The sequence below is a fragment of the Rhodothermales bacterium genome (assembly GCA_039944855.1).
GTDB lineage: Bacteria > Bacteroidota > Rhodothermia > Rhodothermales > JANQRZ01 > JBBSMX01.
Genome location: JBDUXZ010000024.1, coordinates 176,123 through 192,267, shown reverse-complemented (window position 1 = coordinate 192,267; position 16,145 = coordinate 176,123). Strand labels below are relative to the sequence as shown.

At 68.1% G+C, this 16,145-nt stretch carries 14 protein-coding genes; 5 read left to right on the top strand and 9 right to left on the bottom strand.

The window, feature by feature from the left end; translation table 11 throughout:
* The first annotated feature begins 75 nt into the window (after window positions 1–75).
* The gene (locus tag ABJF88_13595; protein ID MEP0547963.1) at window positions 76–915 is read left to right on the top strand and encodes a lysophospholipase; all 840 of its coding nucleotides are present in this window, start codon (window positions 76–78) and stop codon (window positions 913–915) included.
* A 78-nt stretch (window positions 916–993) separates the two neighbouring features.
* Here the strand turns inward: ABJF88_13595 and ABJF88_13590 are convergent, their stop codons facing one another.
* The 4 genes from ABJF88_13590 to ABJF88_13575 all read right to left on the bottom strand — a co-directional run bounded on the left by ABJF88_13590 (window position 994) and on the right by ABJF88_13575 (window position 5,542).
* On the bottom strand, window positions 994–3,540 hold the full coding sequence (locus ABJF88_13590; protein MEP0547962.1) for a proprotein convertase P-domain-containing protein: 2,547 nt from the start codon (window positions 3,538–3,540) through the stop codon (window positions 994–996).
* A gap of 113 nt (window positions 3,541–3,653) precedes the next feature.
* Window positions 3,654–4,268, bottom strand: coding sequence for a nitroreductase family protein (locus ABJF88_13585; protein MEP0547961.1), 615 nt, complete (start codon window positions 4,266–4,268; stop codon window positions 3,654–3,656).
* Window positions 4,269–4,380: 112 nt separating this feature from the next.
* Window positions 4,381–4,860, bottom strand: a complete 480-nt coding sequence (locus tag ABJF88_13580; protein MEP0547960.1) for a nucleoside deaminase — start codon at window positions 4,858–4,860, stop codon at window positions 4,381–4,383.
* Between the two features lie 7 nt (window positions 4,861–4,867).
* Window positions 4,868–5,542 carry an SIMPL domain-containing protein gene (locus ABJF88_13575; protein MEP0547959.1) on the bottom strand — a complete coding sequence of 225 codons (675 nt, stop codon included), beginning with the start codon at window positions 5,540–5,542 and terminating at the stop codon, window positions 4,868–4,870.
* Window positions 5,543–5,733: 191 nt separating this feature from the next.
* On the opposite strand from ABJF88_13575, the gene ABJF88_13570 reads away from it, so the two are divergent.
* Window positions 5,734–6,201, top strand: coding sequence for a hypothetical protein (locus tag ABJF88_13570; protein ID MEP0547958.1), 468 nt, complete (start codon window positions 5,734–5,736; stop codon window positions 6,199–6,201).
* A 62-nt stretch (window positions 6,202–6,263) separates the two neighbouring features.
* Here the strand turns inward: ABJF88_13570 and ABJF88_13565 are convergent, their stop codons facing one another.
* The 5 genes from ABJF88_13565 to ABJF88_13545 all read right to left on the bottom strand — a co-directional run bounded on the left by ABJF88_13565 (window position 6,264) and on the right by ABJF88_13545 (window position 10,544).
* Entirely contained in the window at window positions 6,264–6,533 is a 270-nt protein-coding gene (locus ABJF88_13565; GenBank protein ID MEP0547957.1) for a DUF2442 domain-containing protein, read from the bottom strand.
* Window positions 6,518–6,781: a DUF4160 domain-containing protein gene (locus tag ABJF88_13560; GenBank protein MEP0547956.1), complete on the bottom strand. Its 264-nt coding sequence runs from the start codon at window positions 6,779–6,781 to the stop codon at window positions 6,518–6,520. The genes ABJF88_13565 and ABJF88_13560 overlap by 16 nt, the downstream gene beginning before the upstream one ends.
* A gap of 2 nt (window positions 6,782–6,783) precedes the next feature.
* Window positions 6,784–8,292: an asparagine--tRNA ligase gene (locus ABJF88_13555; GenBank protein MEP0547955.1), complete on the bottom strand. Its 1,509-nt coding sequence runs from the start codon at window positions 8,290–8,292 to the stop codon at window positions 6,784–6,786.
* Window positions 8,293–8,481: 189 nt separating this feature from the next.
* The gene (locus ABJF88_13550; protein MEP0547954.1) at window positions 8,482–9,111 is read right to left on the bottom strand and encodes an L-threonylcarbamoyladenylate synthase; all 630 of its coding nucleotides are present in this window, start codon (window positions 9,109–9,111) and stop codon (window positions 8,482–8,484) included.
* Entirely contained in the window at window positions 9,108–10,544 is a 1,437-nt protein-coding gene (locus tag ABJF88_13545; protein MEP0547953.1) for a GWxTD domain-containing protein, read from the bottom strand. Before ABJF88_13545 ends, ABJF88_13550 begins: the two co-directional genes overlap by 4 nt.
* A 546-nt stretch (window positions 10,545–11,090) precedes the next feature.
* Here ABJF88_13545 and pckA point away from each other — a divergent pair.
* The 3 genes from pckA to pflA all read left to right on the top strand — a co-directional run bounded on the left by pckA (window position 11,091) and on the right by pflA (window position 16,134).
* On the top strand, window positions 11,091–12,689 hold the full coding sequence (pckA, locus tag ABJF88_13540; protein MEP0547952.1) for a phosphoenolpyruvate carboxykinase (ATP): 1,599 nt from the start codon (window positions 11,091–11,093) through the stop codon (window positions 12,687–12,689).
* 309 nt (window positions 12,690–12,998) lie between these two features.
* A complete protein-coding gene (pflB, locus tag ABJF88_13535) occupies window positions 12,999–15,257 on the top strand; it encodes a formate C-acetyltransferase (GenBank protein ID MEP0547951.1) in 2,259 nt (752 codons plus the stop codon).
* Between the two features lie 85 nt (window positions 15,258–15,342).
* Window positions 15,343–16,134 carry a pyruvate formate-lyase-activating protein gene (gene pflA, locus ABJF88_13530; GenBank protein ID MEP0547950.1) on the top strand — a complete coding sequence of 264 codons (792 nt, stop codon included), beginning with the start codon at window positions 15,343–15,345 and terminating at the stop codon, window positions 16,132–16,134.
* Window positions 16,135–16,145 lie beyond the last annotated feature (11 nt).

Sequence of the window (16,145 nt, the reverse complement as noted above, 5' to 3'; positions counted from 1 at the left end):
GGATCTTCGGTCGGGCTTTACGATTGGGACCATAGACTACGCACCGCCGCCGCCGTTCCTCCTCCCCTCTCGCCCATGCAGCACGACGCCAGCACGCTCACCACCGACGACGGCCTCACCCTCGCCACCCGACGATGGACGCCGAGCGGGCGGCCGAAAGCGGTCGTCGCGCTCGTCCACGGCATCGCCGAGCATAGCGGGCGCTACGCCCACGTCGCCACCCACCTCCTGCTCCACGGCTACGCCGTCCACGCCTTCGACCTCCGCGGCCACGGCCGCTCCGAGGGCGAGCCCCGCGTCTACGTCGAGTCGTTCGACGAGTACACCGACGACCTCGCGCTCTTCCTCGACTACGTCCACGCCGACGCGCCCCGCCTCCCGCTCTTCCTCTACGGCCACTCCCTCGGCGGCGCGATCGCGGCCTATTACGTCACCGAGCGCGGGACCGACGGCCTCGCCGGGCTCGTCCTCTCCTCCGCCGCGCTGAAGATTCCCGCCGACCTCTCGCCGATCCTGCAGAAAGCGGCCGGCGTGCTCAGCCGCTTCGTCCCCAAGCTCCCGACCACGAAGCTCGACACCGCAGACCTCTCCCGCGACCCCGCCGTGGTCCGCGCCTACGAACAGGACCCGCTCGTCTACCACGGCGGCATCCGCCCGCGCGTCGGAGCCGAAGTCCTCCGCGTGACGGACCACGTGCAGGCCCACGCCGACGCCTTCACGCTCCCCCTCTACCTCTACCACGGCACGGCGGACAAGGTCACCGACCCCGAAGGCAGCCGCCTGCTCCACGACCGCGCCCCCGCCGACGACAAGACGCTGACGCTCTACGACGGCTTCTACCATGAGACCCACAACGAGCCCGGCCGCGAGCGCGTCCTCACCGACCTCACCGACTGGCTCGACGCGCACGTTTAGGGGCGGAAGAGCGGAAAGATTGAGGCCCCGACCGCATCGCGCAGTCGGGGCCTCAATCTTTCCGTCGGGTACGGCCCGCTACTTCACGAGCAGCACCTTCTGGCTCGCCGTGAACGTCTCGCCTGCGAACCGGACGACGTAGACGCCGCCCGCGAGCCCGCGCCCATCGATGCGGAGCGTCTGCTCGGCCGAGGCCGCGACGGGGCCGTCGTGGAGCACCTGCACGCGGCGGCCGAGCGCGTCGTAGACCTCGGCCCGGACGGTCTGCGCGTCTCGCACCGCGAAGCGCACGACCGACTCTTCGGCGAACGGGTTCGGGTACGCCGCGTCGATCCGGTACGCCGCCGCCATCGCCGACGCGTCTTCCATCGCGACGGGCGGCTGGTTCTCCGTGTAAAACAGGAGCGCCCACTGCCCGACGCTCCCCACGTCCTGGCCGGCCCCGTCGCAGACGCCGAGCGTCCACGTGCCCTGCGGGTCCTCGCCGAGGAACAGCGCGAGCGGGCCGACATTCGCCCCCTGCGTTTGGCCTTCCACGTCGTAGAACGGCGCAGCCGGGTCGTGATTACCGCTACCGAAGGCGTTGGATGGACCGGAGTCCGAGAACAGCGCGTCGAGGTTGTCGGCGCTGCCACCGACGCGCTCGAGCAGGCGGACGGTCGTCCCCGCCGGGCTCGTCAGCTCGATGATGAGGTCGCCCCGCCACGTGTGCTGCATGTTCACGCCGACCTCCATGTTGATCGGCTCGAACGTGTCCGTGACCTCGATCTCGCTCGTGCTGAAGCTCGGGCACTGGTTGTCGGGGATCGGGACGCCGGTCTCGTTGGAGTAGAAGAAGTCCGGCGCGACGAACACGTCGATCGTGACGCTCGGCTGGAGCGGGAGGTTGAGGCTCGGGTGGTTCACGACGGCCGTGTTCACGATCGGCAGGCCGGGCGCGTTCTCGTCCACCGTCACGTCGAACGAGAGCGTCTCCGAGCCGTCGTCGCCGACGTCCACGGTCCACGAGATCGTCCCGTCACTCTCCGACGCATCGCCGCTCGACGCCGCGAGGTTGCCCGCGAAGGCGAGGTCGTCGGGCAGGACGTTCTCGAGCGTCACGGCTTCGCCCGTCTCCGTCCCATTGTTGAACACCTCGACCGAGATCGTCGTCGTGCCACCGGGCGAGACCGAGATCGGATCGGCGTCCATCGCGGCGAGGAGCTGGATCGGGCCGGGCGGGTTGCCGGCTTCGGCGCCGTCGATGAAGAGGGCGCCGGTGTTGCCCGGATCGAGGAAGACTTCGAGGCCCGTCGTCATGTTACGGGCCATGCGGCCGTACCAGTCCGCCGTCTGGCTCGTGCACGAGGCGAAGCCGCCCGAGAGCTGGCCGATCACGCGCTTCTCGGGGCTGTAGAGCGGCGAGCCCGACGAGCCGCCTTCGGTCGTTCCCAGATCCCAGTCCGTGACTTTGATGTGGGTGTTCGCCGGGTTGTTCGGGTTGCCGAGGTAGGAGTCGATCGAGGTCGGATCGTTCTCGAACGAGATCCGCTTCTCCTCCACCTGCGGGTGGTGGATGGCGATGGCACTGCTCGTCGCCTGATCGCGGCGGTCCCAGCCGTTGAGGAACACGCTGTACTCCGGCGGGATCGGGTCGTCGGTTTCGAGGAGGGTCCAGTCGGGGCCGCCGGAGGTGCCGCCGCCGGAGGTGTCGAGGAAGATCGTGCCCGAGCTGAACTGGTCGAGCGGGCCGTCGCCGGGGCCGCCGCTCTGCGGGGAGCCGGGCGGGCGGCACGTCGAGTTCTCGTAGTTCCAGTAGATCACGACGCTCGGGGCGTTGCCCGCGCTGTTGCCGCAGTGGTCGGCCGTGAGGAAGTACGGGCTGCCGTCGCCGGCCGTGGTGTTCATCGCCGAGCCCGAGCAGATGTCCACCCCGCCGCGCGTGTACGCGCCGACGCTGCGGATGATGTCGCGGAAGCCGTTCCCCTCGGGGCAGACGACGTCGACGTTGCAGGAGCCGGAGCGGGCCTGATCCTGCGGCGTCTCGATGCGCACGCCGAACGGGCGGTACGCATGGTTCACCTGCGCCAGTTCGAGTTCGAAGTCGGGCTCGGCACCGGGCTTCGCCGCCGGCAGGTTCAGTTCGACGACGACCTCATCGCTGCGGATGATCGGCGACCACAGCTCACCGTGCTCCTCGTTGTCGGCCGCCGTGAAGGCGCGGAAATGCGGGGCTTCGCCGGCCGGGTAGAGCCAGAGCGCCGCGCCGTCGGGCAGGCGGAACCGGCTGAAGCCGAGGTTGATCGAGTACGCATCGCCGGAGGCGATGACGAGGCGCCAGACGCGGGTGCCGTCGTCGAGCGTCTCCCACGTCCCGGCGCTGCCGGTGGTGAGGGCTACCTCGAACGGCTCGGCGAAGCGGAACGGGCGGGGCTCCGTCGCGCGGGCGGCGGTCGCTTCGTCGCGCGCGATCAGCGCGTCGTTATCGACCGAGGGCATCTCGACGCGGGCGATCCGGTCGAGCGGGAGGACGTCTGAGGCGCGCTGCGTCGCCGGGCGCTCGGCGGCGCGTTGCTGCGCGAGCGCGGGGCCGGTCGCGAGCAGCAGGCACGCGGTGAGGAGGGTGAAGCGGTAGAGAGCAGGCATGAGCGTGAGGATTGGGGGCACGGCAGAATGACCCGCCCAAGCTCCCACATCTTCGCACGATCTGCAAATGAGAATTGCACGCCCCGCACGCGATCTCGCCCTGTGACGCGACCTTATTCGACCCACACCGCCACGTCATCCAACCCCTTCCGCTTCAGGTCTGGCACCGTCGAGTCGTCCGCCGGATAGCCGACGGGGAAGAGGATAAACGGGCGCTCGTGCGCGGGGCGGCCGAGGATCTCGTTCAGGAATTTCATCGGGCTCGGCGTATGCGTGAGCGTGGCGAGGCCCATCCGGTGGAGCGCGGCGATGAAGAAGCCCGCCGCGATGCCGCAGCTCTCCTGCACGTAGTAATGCTTGACCTTCTCCCCCGCCGCGTCCACGCCCGTGGTCTGCGCGAAGAGGACGACGACGTAGGGCACCGTCTCCAGAAACGGCTTCTCCCAATCCGTCCCGATCGGCGCGAGGGCTTCGAGCCACTCGGGCGTGGCGCGCTCGGCGTAGAACGCGCGCTCCTCCTCCTCAGCCGCCTCGCGGATGCGTCGCTTGACCTCGGGATCGCTCACGGCGACGAACGTCCACGGCTGCTTGTGCGCCCCGCTCGGGGCCGTGCTCGCCGTGCGGATCGCGAGTTCGATGAGGCGGCGCGGCACGGGCTTGTCGGCGAAGTGGCGCGTGGAGCGGCGCGTGTCCATCTCGCGGAAGAACGCTCCGGCACGCGCCTCCATCTCCTCCTCGGGGAGCAGGCGGAAGTGGTGCGGGACGTGGGGAAACTCGGACACAGCGGTGGGGATGCGTAGGGGCACAGCACGCTGCGCCCCTACAATTTGGCAGAACGGTTCAGTACAGCTTGCCGTCGCTGACCTCGGCGAAGAGGTCGAAGGCTTCCTGCGCTTCATCACGGAGGACGCCGCCCTCGACGGCCACGTCGCTGCCGCCGAGCGTGCGCATCTGCTCGTTCGAGATCGAGAGCTCGCGGAAGCCCGCCGCGTCGGCGTCGGCGATGTATGTGCCGAAGACGATGCGGTCGCAGTTCGCCCAGTGGATCGCGGCGAAGCACATCGGGCAGGGCTCGGTCGAGGAGTAAATCGTGCAGCCGCTGAGGTCGATCGTGCCGAGTCGCTCGCAGGCCACGCGGAGGGCGTGGACCTCGGCGTGCGCCGTGATGTCGGTCGTTGCCCAGACGACGTTGTGGACGGCGCAGACCACCTCGCCGTCTTTGACGATCACGGCGCCGAACGGGCTCTGCCCGTCGTGGACGCTCTGCTTGGCCTGCTCGACGGCGAGGCGCATGTAGTCGAGGTCGCTAGCGTCAGCCATAGTGGGGTTAGTCGAGTTCGAACGTGACGGTGACGGTGGCGCGGACGACGATCTCGCCGGCGGCATACGCGCCGGGGTTGCTCTCGCTCTGGTCCATCGCCATCTCAGCGCGGGCGAACATCACCGGCGGCGGCTGCGGGAACTGCACACCGCCTTCGGCGACCTGCACGACGCGGCCGAGCCCGACCCCGAGCGCCTCGGCCATGAGTTGCGCTTTCTCCCGCGCCCGAACGATCGCCGCCTGCAACGCCTGATCTTCGACGGCATCGCGGTCCTGCAAGCCGTACTGAATCCCGTTCAACTCGTTCGCCCCCTCCTGCACGACCGTCGCGACGAGGTCGGGCACGAGGTCGAGGTCTTCGATCACCACTCTCACGTCGCGGCGGGCGATGAAGCCTTTGCGGATGCGTTGGTTGTTTTGGTAGTCCCACTCCTCGTCGAGCCGGAGGCTGAGAAGCTGGATTTTGCGGTCGGCGATGCCGAGGGCGCGGACGGCGTCCATCGCGGATTCGGCCGCTTCGGCATTCTGGCGGCGCGCGTCCTCCGCCGTCTCCGCCCGCGTCACGACGGCGAACATGACCGTCGCCTCGTCCGGCTCCACGTCCACCGTACCGACGCCGCTGACCGTCACGGTGCGCGCCTGCGGGAGATGGTAAAGAGCGGGATCAGCGGGTTGGGCCATGGTTGGCAGGGCGAGCAACAAGAAGGTGAGGAAGGAGGCGAGGCGAGACATGATAAAATGGGAAAGGGTTGATCGAGAGGGAGCGCGCACGCGGCGCGTCCTCCATAACGTACTACGCACCCGATTCTGATATCTCATCATAACGACCATTCGCGCCAAGCAGCATAGAGCCGATACCAATAACGCTCCTCTTGCCTGATAAAATCTTGATTCATAATATCCTCTACGATAAACCAAGACTCGGCGAGGAAGGCATGACTCAGTCAATCCTGCATGGAAACGAACAACAGATCGCGTCCACCGGCTACGGCACGGTCACGGACCGCCGGGTAGTCTTCCGCTCAAAGAAAGGCTGGTTCAGCGGCGGCTCTCAGGAAGATCTCCCGCTCAAGCACATCACCTCGGTTCGCATGGAGATCAATCGCCATGTCCTCCTAGGGCTCTTGTTGCTATTAGGTGGTTTCTTCGCGTTCAACGCGGATCAGGCGTTCTTCGGCACGCTGATGATCGTCATCGCGGTCCTGCTGCTTTGGGGGTCCCCCCGCGTAGTGCTGAATACAGCAGGGAGCGACCTCCGACCGGCGATCGGCTTCCCCTGGACACGCCAAGAAGCTTCTACGTTCGTGAAGGCCGTACAGAGCCAGCTCTTCAGGGATTGAGCCGGCCGAGGAGGCGCGGGAAGGGGATCGTCTCGCGGACGTGCGGGAGGCCGCAGGTCATGTTATGCTGCCACTTCCACGGGCTTGCTTTCGAGGTAGAGCGTGTCGTAGCTCAACCCCTGCCCGTGCGGCCATTCCACGGAGCCAAATTCCACGTAGGCCTCACGGAAGTAGGACTCGTCCCGTAGTTCCCGAAAGACACCGAGTTCGAGGTAAGGCTTCACGTCGAAGTCGCGCACTGCACCGCCCTCGAAGATGAGACGGAGGACGTAGTCGTCGAGGGGCTGAACGTCTAGCACGTCGGGGTTCATCGGCTTCAGGGATCTATCCATTCGAGCGTTTCGCCGCACAGAGCGCGGTGCCAGTTCGCCTCTAACGCCATCCGGCGGGCTGCGATCCACGTTTGTACCCGCCGTGTCTGCTTCGGTCCGAGCCTTCCCGCGAGCAGATCGCCCGTCTCAATCGAGAACGACGCCTTGTACTCGCCGTACCGGACGTGGACGTGCGGGGTGTGATGCTGCCGCGTATCGAGGAAGTACATGTAGACGAAGATGCCGTAGAACTCGGAGATGCGTGGCATGCCTACGGGTTCAGCCGGCCGAGGAGGCGCGGGAAGGGAATCGTCTCGCGGACGTGCGGGAGGCCGCAGACCCACGCCACCGTCCGCTCCAGCCCGAGCCCGAAGCCTGCGTGTGGCACCGAGCCGTAGCGCCTCAAGTCGAGGTACCACTCGAACACGTCCTGCGGCAGCCCGTGCTCGGCGATCTGCGCTTTGAGGAACTGCAAGTCCGTCGCCCGCTCGCCGCCGCCGACGATCTCGCCGTAGCCCTCGGGCGCGAGCACGTCCATCCCGAGCGCGAGCCGGTCGTCGTCGGGGTCGCGCTTCATGTAGAACGCCTTGATGACGGCGGGGAAGCGGTGGACGATGATCGGCCGGTCGAAGTGGCGCGTGAGGACGGTCTCGTCGGAGCCGCCGAAATCGTTGCCCCATTCGAAATTGGCGGCGCTCTCCTTCCACTGTGGGAGGTTGCGGAGCATCTCCTCGATCTCTTCGAGCCGCCCGTTGATCTCGATCTCGCGGGCGTCGATCCGCCGCTTCTCCCCCTTCTTGACGTTGTTGTAGCGGGACCGATTCTCGTCGCGCTCAGCGGTGATCCGCTCCTGCTCGGCTTCGAGGTCGGCGATCTCGCGGTCGAGCATCTCTTGCGTCTCGTCGCTCTTGAGGAGGTCGACGGCCTCGGAGTAGTGGACGCGCGGGAAGCCGCCCTCGGCCGCCCGTTGGAGCGCGGTCGTGTCGCGCTCCAGCGTCGCGAGCTCGTCGGCGCAGTCGGCGAGCACATCGGAGGCGATGCGGCCGAGGAGTTCCTCGGCGACCTCCATGTCGAGGGCGAGGTCGTAGAACGCCATCTCGGGCTCGATCATCCAGAACTCGGTGAGGTGGCGGCGGGTCTTCGACTTCTCGGCGCGGAACGTCGGGCCGAAGGTGTAGATCTTGCCGTGCGCCATCGCCATCGCCTCGCCGTAGAGCTGGCCGCTCTGGGTGAGGTAGGCGGGCTCGTCGAAGTAGTCGAGCTCGAAGAGCGTGCTCGTGCCCTCAGCCGCGTTGCCGGTGAGGATCGGCGGGTCCATCTGGATGAACCCCTCGCCCTGGAAGTAGGCGTGGATCGACTGGATGATGCGGTTGCGGACGCGCATGATGGCCCACTGCCGCTGCGAGCGCAGCCAGAGGTGCCGGTTGTTCATGAGGAACTCGACGCCGTGCGCCTTCGGCGTGATCGGGTACTCCTCGGCCTGGCTCAGCAGCTCGACGCCCGTCGCCTGCACCTCGAACCCGCCGACCTGCCGCTCGTCGGCGACGACGCGGCCGGTGATGCGGAGCGCGCTCTCCTGCGTCGCCGCGTCGGCCGCGGCGAACGACTCGGCGTCCACCTGCTCCTCGTTGACGACGCACTGCGCGAGGCCGGTGCCGTCACGGAGGATGAGGAAGTAGAGGCCCTTCGAGCCGCGCTTGTTGTAGAGCCAGCCGGCGAGCGTGACGGTCTCGCCTTCGTGAGCAGCGAGAGCGCGGATGGGGGTAAACGGGTCGGTCATGGACGGGGAGCGATGTGGGGGAAACGGGCGGCGGAAGTTAACCCGGAGCACGGACCGGGAGAACCAAAGAGCGGAAGAACCGACAGACGCATCGTCCCCGTAGCATCGTCCCCGTAGGGGCGGACCCACGTGTCCGCCCTGGTCGGATTCGCCACCACGCCCGGGCCGGGCAGACACGCGGGTCTGCCCCTACGCCTCGATGATCGACCGGAGCGTTGCGGCATCCACAGCGCCTTCGCGGAGGACGACGACGCGGCCCGACTCGATGCGCACGACGGTCGACGGCGTACCACCGAGATCGTGTCCGGCGTCCACGGCGAGGTCCACGGCGTCGATCACGGCGGGGTCGAGATCGGCGAAGCGATGGGCCGGCGGCTGGCCGGCGCGGTTGGCCGAGGTCGAGAGGAGCGGTACGTCGGCGGCGGCGACGAGCGCGCGGCAGAACGGGTCCGGCGTCCGCCGCAGGCCGATCTCCCCGCTCGCGCTCACGAGACCGGGCGGAGCCTTCTCCGAGGCCTCGAAGAGGAGCGTCACAGGCAGCAACGGATCGTGCTGCATCAAGCGGCGGTGCGCCGCCGTCACGCTCGCGAGCCACGCCTCGACGCGGTCCCACTCGTCCGTCAGCGCCAGCATCGGGCGGTCGGCGTCGCGGCCTTTGACAGCGCGGACGCGGTCGACGGCGTGCACGTCGTGGGGGTTGCAGCCGATGCCGTAGACGGTCTCCGTCGGGTAGACGAGCACGCCGCCGCCCCACACCACCTCGGCGGCGTGCTCGACCGAGGCGCGCTCGACCGATATCCGATCTCCGCTCGCGCTCACCGTTGGAGCTGGCGCTGCCAGTCGGGCATGCTCACCTCGCCCGTCACCGTCGAGTGGATCAACTCGAAGTCGCCGAAGCCGACGCGGTCGACGAAGACGAAGAGGGCGCGGCCCGAGCCGGGGATGTTGTCGTACGTCCACGTCTCGTGCGGGAGCGACTGGTTATCGTAGAGCGTGGGGTCGACCTGGGAGGGCTGGCCGTACTTCAGCACCGTCCGTCCCCGGTCCGTCCTCCACCCCTCCGTCTGGGAGGTCGAGTAGCGGTCGTTGACGTACTGGACGCGCTCGTAGAACCGGATCCGGCTCTCGTTGATCGGCGTCGCGGGCTCCTCGTCGCGCTTGCGCCAGAACTCGGTGAGGAAGTCCCGCTTGGCGTCGAGGCTGCCGAGCCGGTTGATCTGGTCCCGCTCGCGGCCGCTTGCGATGACCTCGGCGTGGCGGAGGTTGTCGTCGATCTCGGCCTCGGGCATCACCGCGTAGAGGCTCGCCTCGTACGACTCATCGGCGGCGGCGGCGACGGGTGCGGCGACGGCCGGGTTGTAGACGTAGAATTTCCGGCTCTGCTCGGCGAGGGCTTCGTTGTTCGCGTCGAGCACGGCGAGGCGAAGGTAGTACGCCCCGCTCTGCAACTGCCGCAGGTCGAACGAGCCGACCAGCACGTCGACGGGCTGCGCCGCGCGCTCGGTTCGCTGCTGGTAGCCCTCCATCGGCGCGGCGACGTTCGACGGGGCGAGGTAGGCGAAGAGCGTGTACGCCCCGGTGCCGAGCGCCTCGGCGAGCCCGTAGGCTTCGGCGTAGTAGAACAGCGTCGGGAGGCCCTGCCCGAAGAGGCCGTTCGGGTTGGGCTGGACGAGGAGCCCGTTCTTGTAGAACGTGGCGGCGCGGTCGTCGGAGGGGCCGATCGCGGAGGCGAGCGTGACGTCCGAGATCATGGCCCGGCCCGCGTCGCCGGCGGCGGTGAAGTCGGGGACGGTGACGTCGCCGGGCGTGGCGCGGAAGTTCGGCCGGCTCGTGGCGGAGTCGCCGGGCACGGTGACTTCGAGCTCGTACTCGCCGGGGGGCACGGCGGCGCGGACCTGCTGCACGAAGTATTGCCCCTGCACGAGCCCGGCCGTGTCGGCCACGGCGAAGCGGAGCGCGAGGGTGTCGGCGAAGGCGAGGGCGTCGGAGGCCTGCGGCGGCCCCGCTGCGTCCGAGCGCCGGAGCGTCACGACGACGGGGAGGGCAGACTCGTAGCCCTCCACGGCGCGGACGTAGGGCAGCGAGCTGGCCTCGAAGGCGAGGTACGTCTCGACGAGCGACGCGCCCTCGTCGTACTGGAACGTGGCGTAGTCGATGTCGAGCTGGAGGGGGAGCTCGGCGACCTGGGCGGGGGCCGTGCCCACGGCGAGGGAGGTGCAGGCGAAGACGCAGAGCGCGCGTAGCAAGGTCATGAGACGGCGAACCGGGTGGCGGAGAGGCGGAACGAGGTAAGGTATCAACGCGGGGCGAGCGGTCCATAGTACGATCTCGAACGGTCTCTGCCCACTCCCCACCGGTCGGTACCGCCCCCCCGGCCGGCAGCGGTACCCGACTTTGATGCGTCTTCAGAAACGCCACCCTCGCCCTATCCGTATCGGTCGTATCCTTCGTACACGCCCCGTTTCTCCATCGGAAAGGCGTTCGAGCCACCGCCGAGGCGCTCCGACGTGCCGACCCGATGGCGGAGAAGCCGGCGGCCGCTGTGCCGCGAGGGCGTCCGGCCCCGGAGCAGTTGCGCGCGTCGCCGGGTTTGGGGATCTTTCCCCTCCCCCGCGTTCCCGACGGGGTCATGTTCCGCCCTACGTCCGTAGCAACGGATGCCCCACATCTGCCGGCGCACCCGCACCGACACCCGCGACGGCGCCCGCGTGGTACCATGAGACGACGCGTGACCGCCCCCGGCCCATCACACATGCTCGGCCCGCACCAACAAGCCACCCATCAGGAGGACTAGGTCCATGGACTCGAATATTGATCTCAAGCAGTACGGCATCGACGTGGCGAACGTGCTACGCAACGTGGCCCCGGCCAAGCTCTACGAGCAAGCCGTCCGTAACGACCCCACGGCCGCGATCATGAGCAGCGGCGCGCTCCGCGTGGGCTCGGGCGAGAAGAAGGGCCGCAGCCCGGCCGACAAGCGTGTCGTGCGCAACCCCGAGAGCGAGGACGACATCTGGTGGGGCAGCGTCAACATCGAGCTCGACGAGGAGACCTTCCTCGTCAACCGCGAGCGCGCGGTGGACTTTCTCAACACCCGCGAATGCCTCTACGTCGTCGACGGGTTCGCGGGGTGGGACCCGACGTACCGGCTGAAGGTCCGCATCGTCTGCACGCGGCCCTACCACGCCCTCTTCATGCATAACATGCTCATCCGCCCCACGGACGAGCAACTCGCCGCCTTCGGCGAGCCGGACTTCGTCGTCTTCAACGCCGGGCAGTTCCCCGCCAACCGCCGCACGTCCCACATGACCTCGAAGACGAGCGTCGACGTGGACTTCGAGCAGCGCGAGATGGTCATCCTCGGCACGGAGTACGCCGGCGAGATGAAGAAGGGGATCTTCACCGTGATGAACTACCTCATGCCCAAGCGGGACGTGCTCTCGATGCACTGCTCGGCGAACGAGGGCGAGGACGGCAACGTCACGCTCTTCTTCGGCCTCTCGGGCACGGGCAAGACCACGCTCTCGGCCGACGCCCACCGCGCCCTCATCGGCGACGACGAGCACTGCTGGAGCGACGACGGCGTCTTCAACATCGAGGGCGGCTGCTACGCCAAGGCCATCGACCTCTCGGCCGAGAAGGAGCCGGAGATCTTCGCCGCCATCAAGTACGGCACCGTGCTCGAGAACGTGGTCTACGACGAGCGCACGCGCGACGTGGACTACCACGACATCTCGCTCACGCAGAACACGCGGGCCTCGTACCCCATCGAGTTCATCCCGAACGCGAAGATCCCCTGCGTGGCCGGGCACCCGAACAACGTCATCTTCCTGACCTACGACGCCTTCGGCGTGCTCCCGCCCGTGGCGAAGCTCTCGCCCGAGCAGACGATGTACCACTTCATCAGCGGCTACACCTCGAAGGTGGCCGGCACGGAAGTGGGCGTGACGGAGCCGCAACCCGCGTTCTCGGCCTGCTTCGGCGCGCCGTTCATGGTCTGGCACCCGAGCAAATACGCCGAGCTGCTGGCTGAGAAGATGCGGACGCACGGCGTCGACACGTGGCTCATCAACACCGGGCTCACCGGCGGGCCGTACGGCACCGGCGAGCGCATGAGCCTGAAGGTCACCCGCGCCATCATCGACGCCATCCACGACGGCTCGCTCGCCGACGCCCCGACGGAGACCGACCCCGTCTTCGGCTTCGAGATCCCGACCTCGTGCCCGGGCGTGCCGGACGAGATCCTCCAGCCGCGCAACACGTGGTCGGACCCCGACGCCTACGACGCGCAGCGGAGCAAGCTGGCGCGGCGCTTCGCCGAGAACTTCAAGAAGTTCGAGGAGGGCGCGAGCGAGGAGATCCGGCAGGCCGGCCCCGCCGTGCAGCAGGAGGCCTGACGCCCGAGACGTCGCTGAAACGCAACGGGAGCGCGCACCCACTCGCACGGTGGGTGCGCGCTCTTTTTTCGTACCCAGATGCAAGCGCTGAGGACGTGCCCTTTCGGTAGCGCTTCCGCTCCCATTCGCGCTATCAGGCCTCTCAGCGGGGGGCGGGAATCCCCTACGCCGTGGGGAGGGATACGCTGCAGCGCCGGGTCCAGACCGCTCCGTATGCTGCTCTGCCTTCGGGTGAGAAGGGCCGCCCTCCCGGGTCGGACGCCTCCCGAAGCCGCCCTCTTTCGTACCTCCACTCAACGCCCCAGGGCTATGCCCACTCTCTCGAACGACCTCACCCTCGACACCGCGCCGGCGTGGCGCGGCTTCACCCCCGGCCCGTGGACGGAACGGATCGACGTGCGCGACTTCATCCAGCGCAACTACACCCCGTACGAGGGCGACGCCGCCTTCCTCGCCTCAGCGACCGCGCGCACCGAGCGTCTCTGGACCCGCCTCGGCGACCTCTTCGAGAAAGAGCGCGAGCGCGGCGTGCTCGACGTGTCGCAGGTGCCGAGCAGCATCCTCGCGCACGAACCCGGTTACATCGACCGCGAGAATGAACTCGTCGTCGGGCTGCAGACGGACGCGCCGCTCAAGCGCGCCATCTTCCCCAACGGCGGCTACCGCATGGTCGAGGCCGGGCTCGAGGCTTACGGCTTCGAGGTCGACCCGCTCGTGACCGAGGTGTTCACGAAGTACCGGAAGTCCCACAACGACGGCGTCTTCGACGCGTACACGCCCGAGATCCTGAACGCACGCCGCTCCGGCATCGTCACCGGCCTGCCCGACGCCTACGGCCGCGGCCGCATCATCGGCGACTACCGCCGCGTGGCGCTCTACGGCGTCGATGCGCTCCTCGAAGCCAAAGAGGCCGAGCAGCGCAGCCTCGACACCGCGCCCGCGACCGACGCCATCATCCGCGACCGCGAAGAGCTCTCCGAGCAACTCCGCGCCCTCGACGAGCTGAAGGCGATGGCCCGTGCCTACGGGTTCGACATCTCCGGCCCGGCGACGACGGCGAAGGAGGCCGTGCAGTGGCTCTACTTCGGCTACCTCGCCGCCGTCAAAGAGCAGAACGGCGCCGCGATGTCGCTCGGCCGCACCTCCACGTTCCTCGACGTCTACTTCGAGCGAGACCTCGCCGCCGGCACGCTGACCGAGACCGAAGCGCAGGAGATCATCGACGACTTCGTCATCAAGCTCCGCATCGTGCGCTTCCTGCGGACGAAGGAGTACGACGCGCTCTTCTCCGGCGACCCGACGTGGGTCACCGAAGTCATCGGCGGCGTCGGCCTCGATGGCCGCCCGCTCGTGACGAAGTCGAGCTTCCGCTTCCTCCAGACGCTCCGCACCCTCGGCCCGGCTCCCGAGCCGAACCTCACCGTCTTCTGGGACCCGGCACTCCCCGACGGCTTCAAGCGCTTCTGCGCCGAGCTCTCGATCGAGACCTCCTCGATCCAGTACGAGAGCGACGCCCTCATGCGCCCGACCTACGGCGACGACACGGCGATCGCGTGCTGCGTCTCGGCGATGGAGATGGGCAAGCAGATGCAGTTCTTCGGCGCGCGCGTCAACCTCGCCAAGTGCCTGCTCTACGCCCTCAACGGCGGCCGGGACGAGATCTCGGGCGACCAGATCGGCCCGGAGCTGGCCCCGGTGCAGGGCGACGTGCTCGACTACGACGAGGTCAAAGCGCGGCTCGACGAGATGATGGACTGGCTCGCCGACATCTACGTCGGGGCTATGAACGTCATCCACTACATGCACGACAAGTACGCCTACGAGCGCATCGAGATGGCGCTCCACGACTACGACCCGAAGCGGACGATGGCCTTCGGCGTGGCCGGCCTCTCGGTCGTAGCCGACAGCCTCTCGGCTATCAAGCACGCGTGGGTCCGCCCGATCCGCGACGAGCGCGGCCTCATCGTCGACTTCGAGACCGACGGCGACTTCCCGACGTTCGGCAACAACGACGACCGCGTGGACACGCTCGCCGCGAATGTCCTCGAGACGTTCATGGAGAAGCTCCGCGCCCGGCCGACGTACCGCGACGCCGAGCACACGCAGTCCGTACTCACGATCACCTCGAACGTGGTCTACGGCAAGTACACCGGCAACACGCCCGACGGCCGCCGCCAGGGCGAGCCCTTCGCACCCGGCGCGAACCCGATGCACGGGCGCGACGAGCACGGCTTCCTCGCCTCGGCGCTCTCCGTCGCGAAGCTGCCGTACGAGCACGCCCAGGACGGCATCTCGTTCACCGCGAGCGTCATCCCGAATGGGCTCGGCGCGACGACCGAGGAGCGCGTCACGAACCTCGCGAACGTGCTCGACGCCTACTTCACCGAGCAGGGCTTCCACATCAACGTCAACGTGCTGAACCGCGAGACGCTGTTGGATGCGATGGAGCACCCGGAGAACTACCCGCAGCTCACGATCCGGGTCTCGGGCTACGCCGTCAACTTCATCAAGCTGACGCGCGAGCAGCAGCTCGACGTGGTGAACCGGACGTTCCACGGGCAGATGTAATCTGGAGGGGCACGCCCCCGGCCGGCGACTCCGCCGCCGGGGGCTTTTCCCTTTTCCCGAACCACCCGCGAGACCCGACGACGCGATGCCCGCCGCCCCCGCCCCGCCGCCTGCCGCTTGCCAGCTACGCGCCGCCGTGAAAGACGACGGCGCGAGCGGCTACGTGCACTCGTTCCAGACGGGCTCCGTCGTCGACGGGCCGGGCGTCCGCTTCGTGCTGTGGACGACGGGCTGCCTCATGCGCTGCCTGTACTGCCACAACCCCGACACGTGGCATCTCAAGCACGGAGAGCCGACCTCGGTCGATGAGATGATGGCCGAGATCGGGAAGTACGAGCGCGTGCTGAAGATGATGGGCGGCGGCGTCACGATCAGCGGCGGCGAGCCGCTCGTGCAGGCCCCGTTCGTGACGCGGCTCTTCCGCGCATGCAAAGCGCTCGGGCTCCACACCGTCCTCGATACGAACGGTTACCTCGGCCACCGGATTTCGGACGAGGAGTTGGAGGACGTCGACCTCGTCTTGCTCGACATCAAGTCGTTCGACCCGGAGACGCACAAACGCACGACGGGCTACCCGGTCGACGACGTGCTCGCGTTCGCGCGGCGACTCTCGGATCTGGGCAAGCCGGCGTGGATCCGCTTCGTCCTCGTCCCCGGCCTCACCGACAACGAAGCCAACGTCGACGGCCTCGCCGCCTTCGTCGCCGGGCTCGACAACGTGGAGCGCGTGGAGGTGCTGCCGTTCCATCAAATGGGACGCGACAAATGGGAGCGCCTCGGCCGTTCGTATCCGCTCGCCGACACGCCGCCGCCCGACGATGCGCTCGTCGCGCGCGTCGAAGACCAGTTCCGCGCCTACGGCCTGCCGGTCCGGTAACGCCCGCTCGC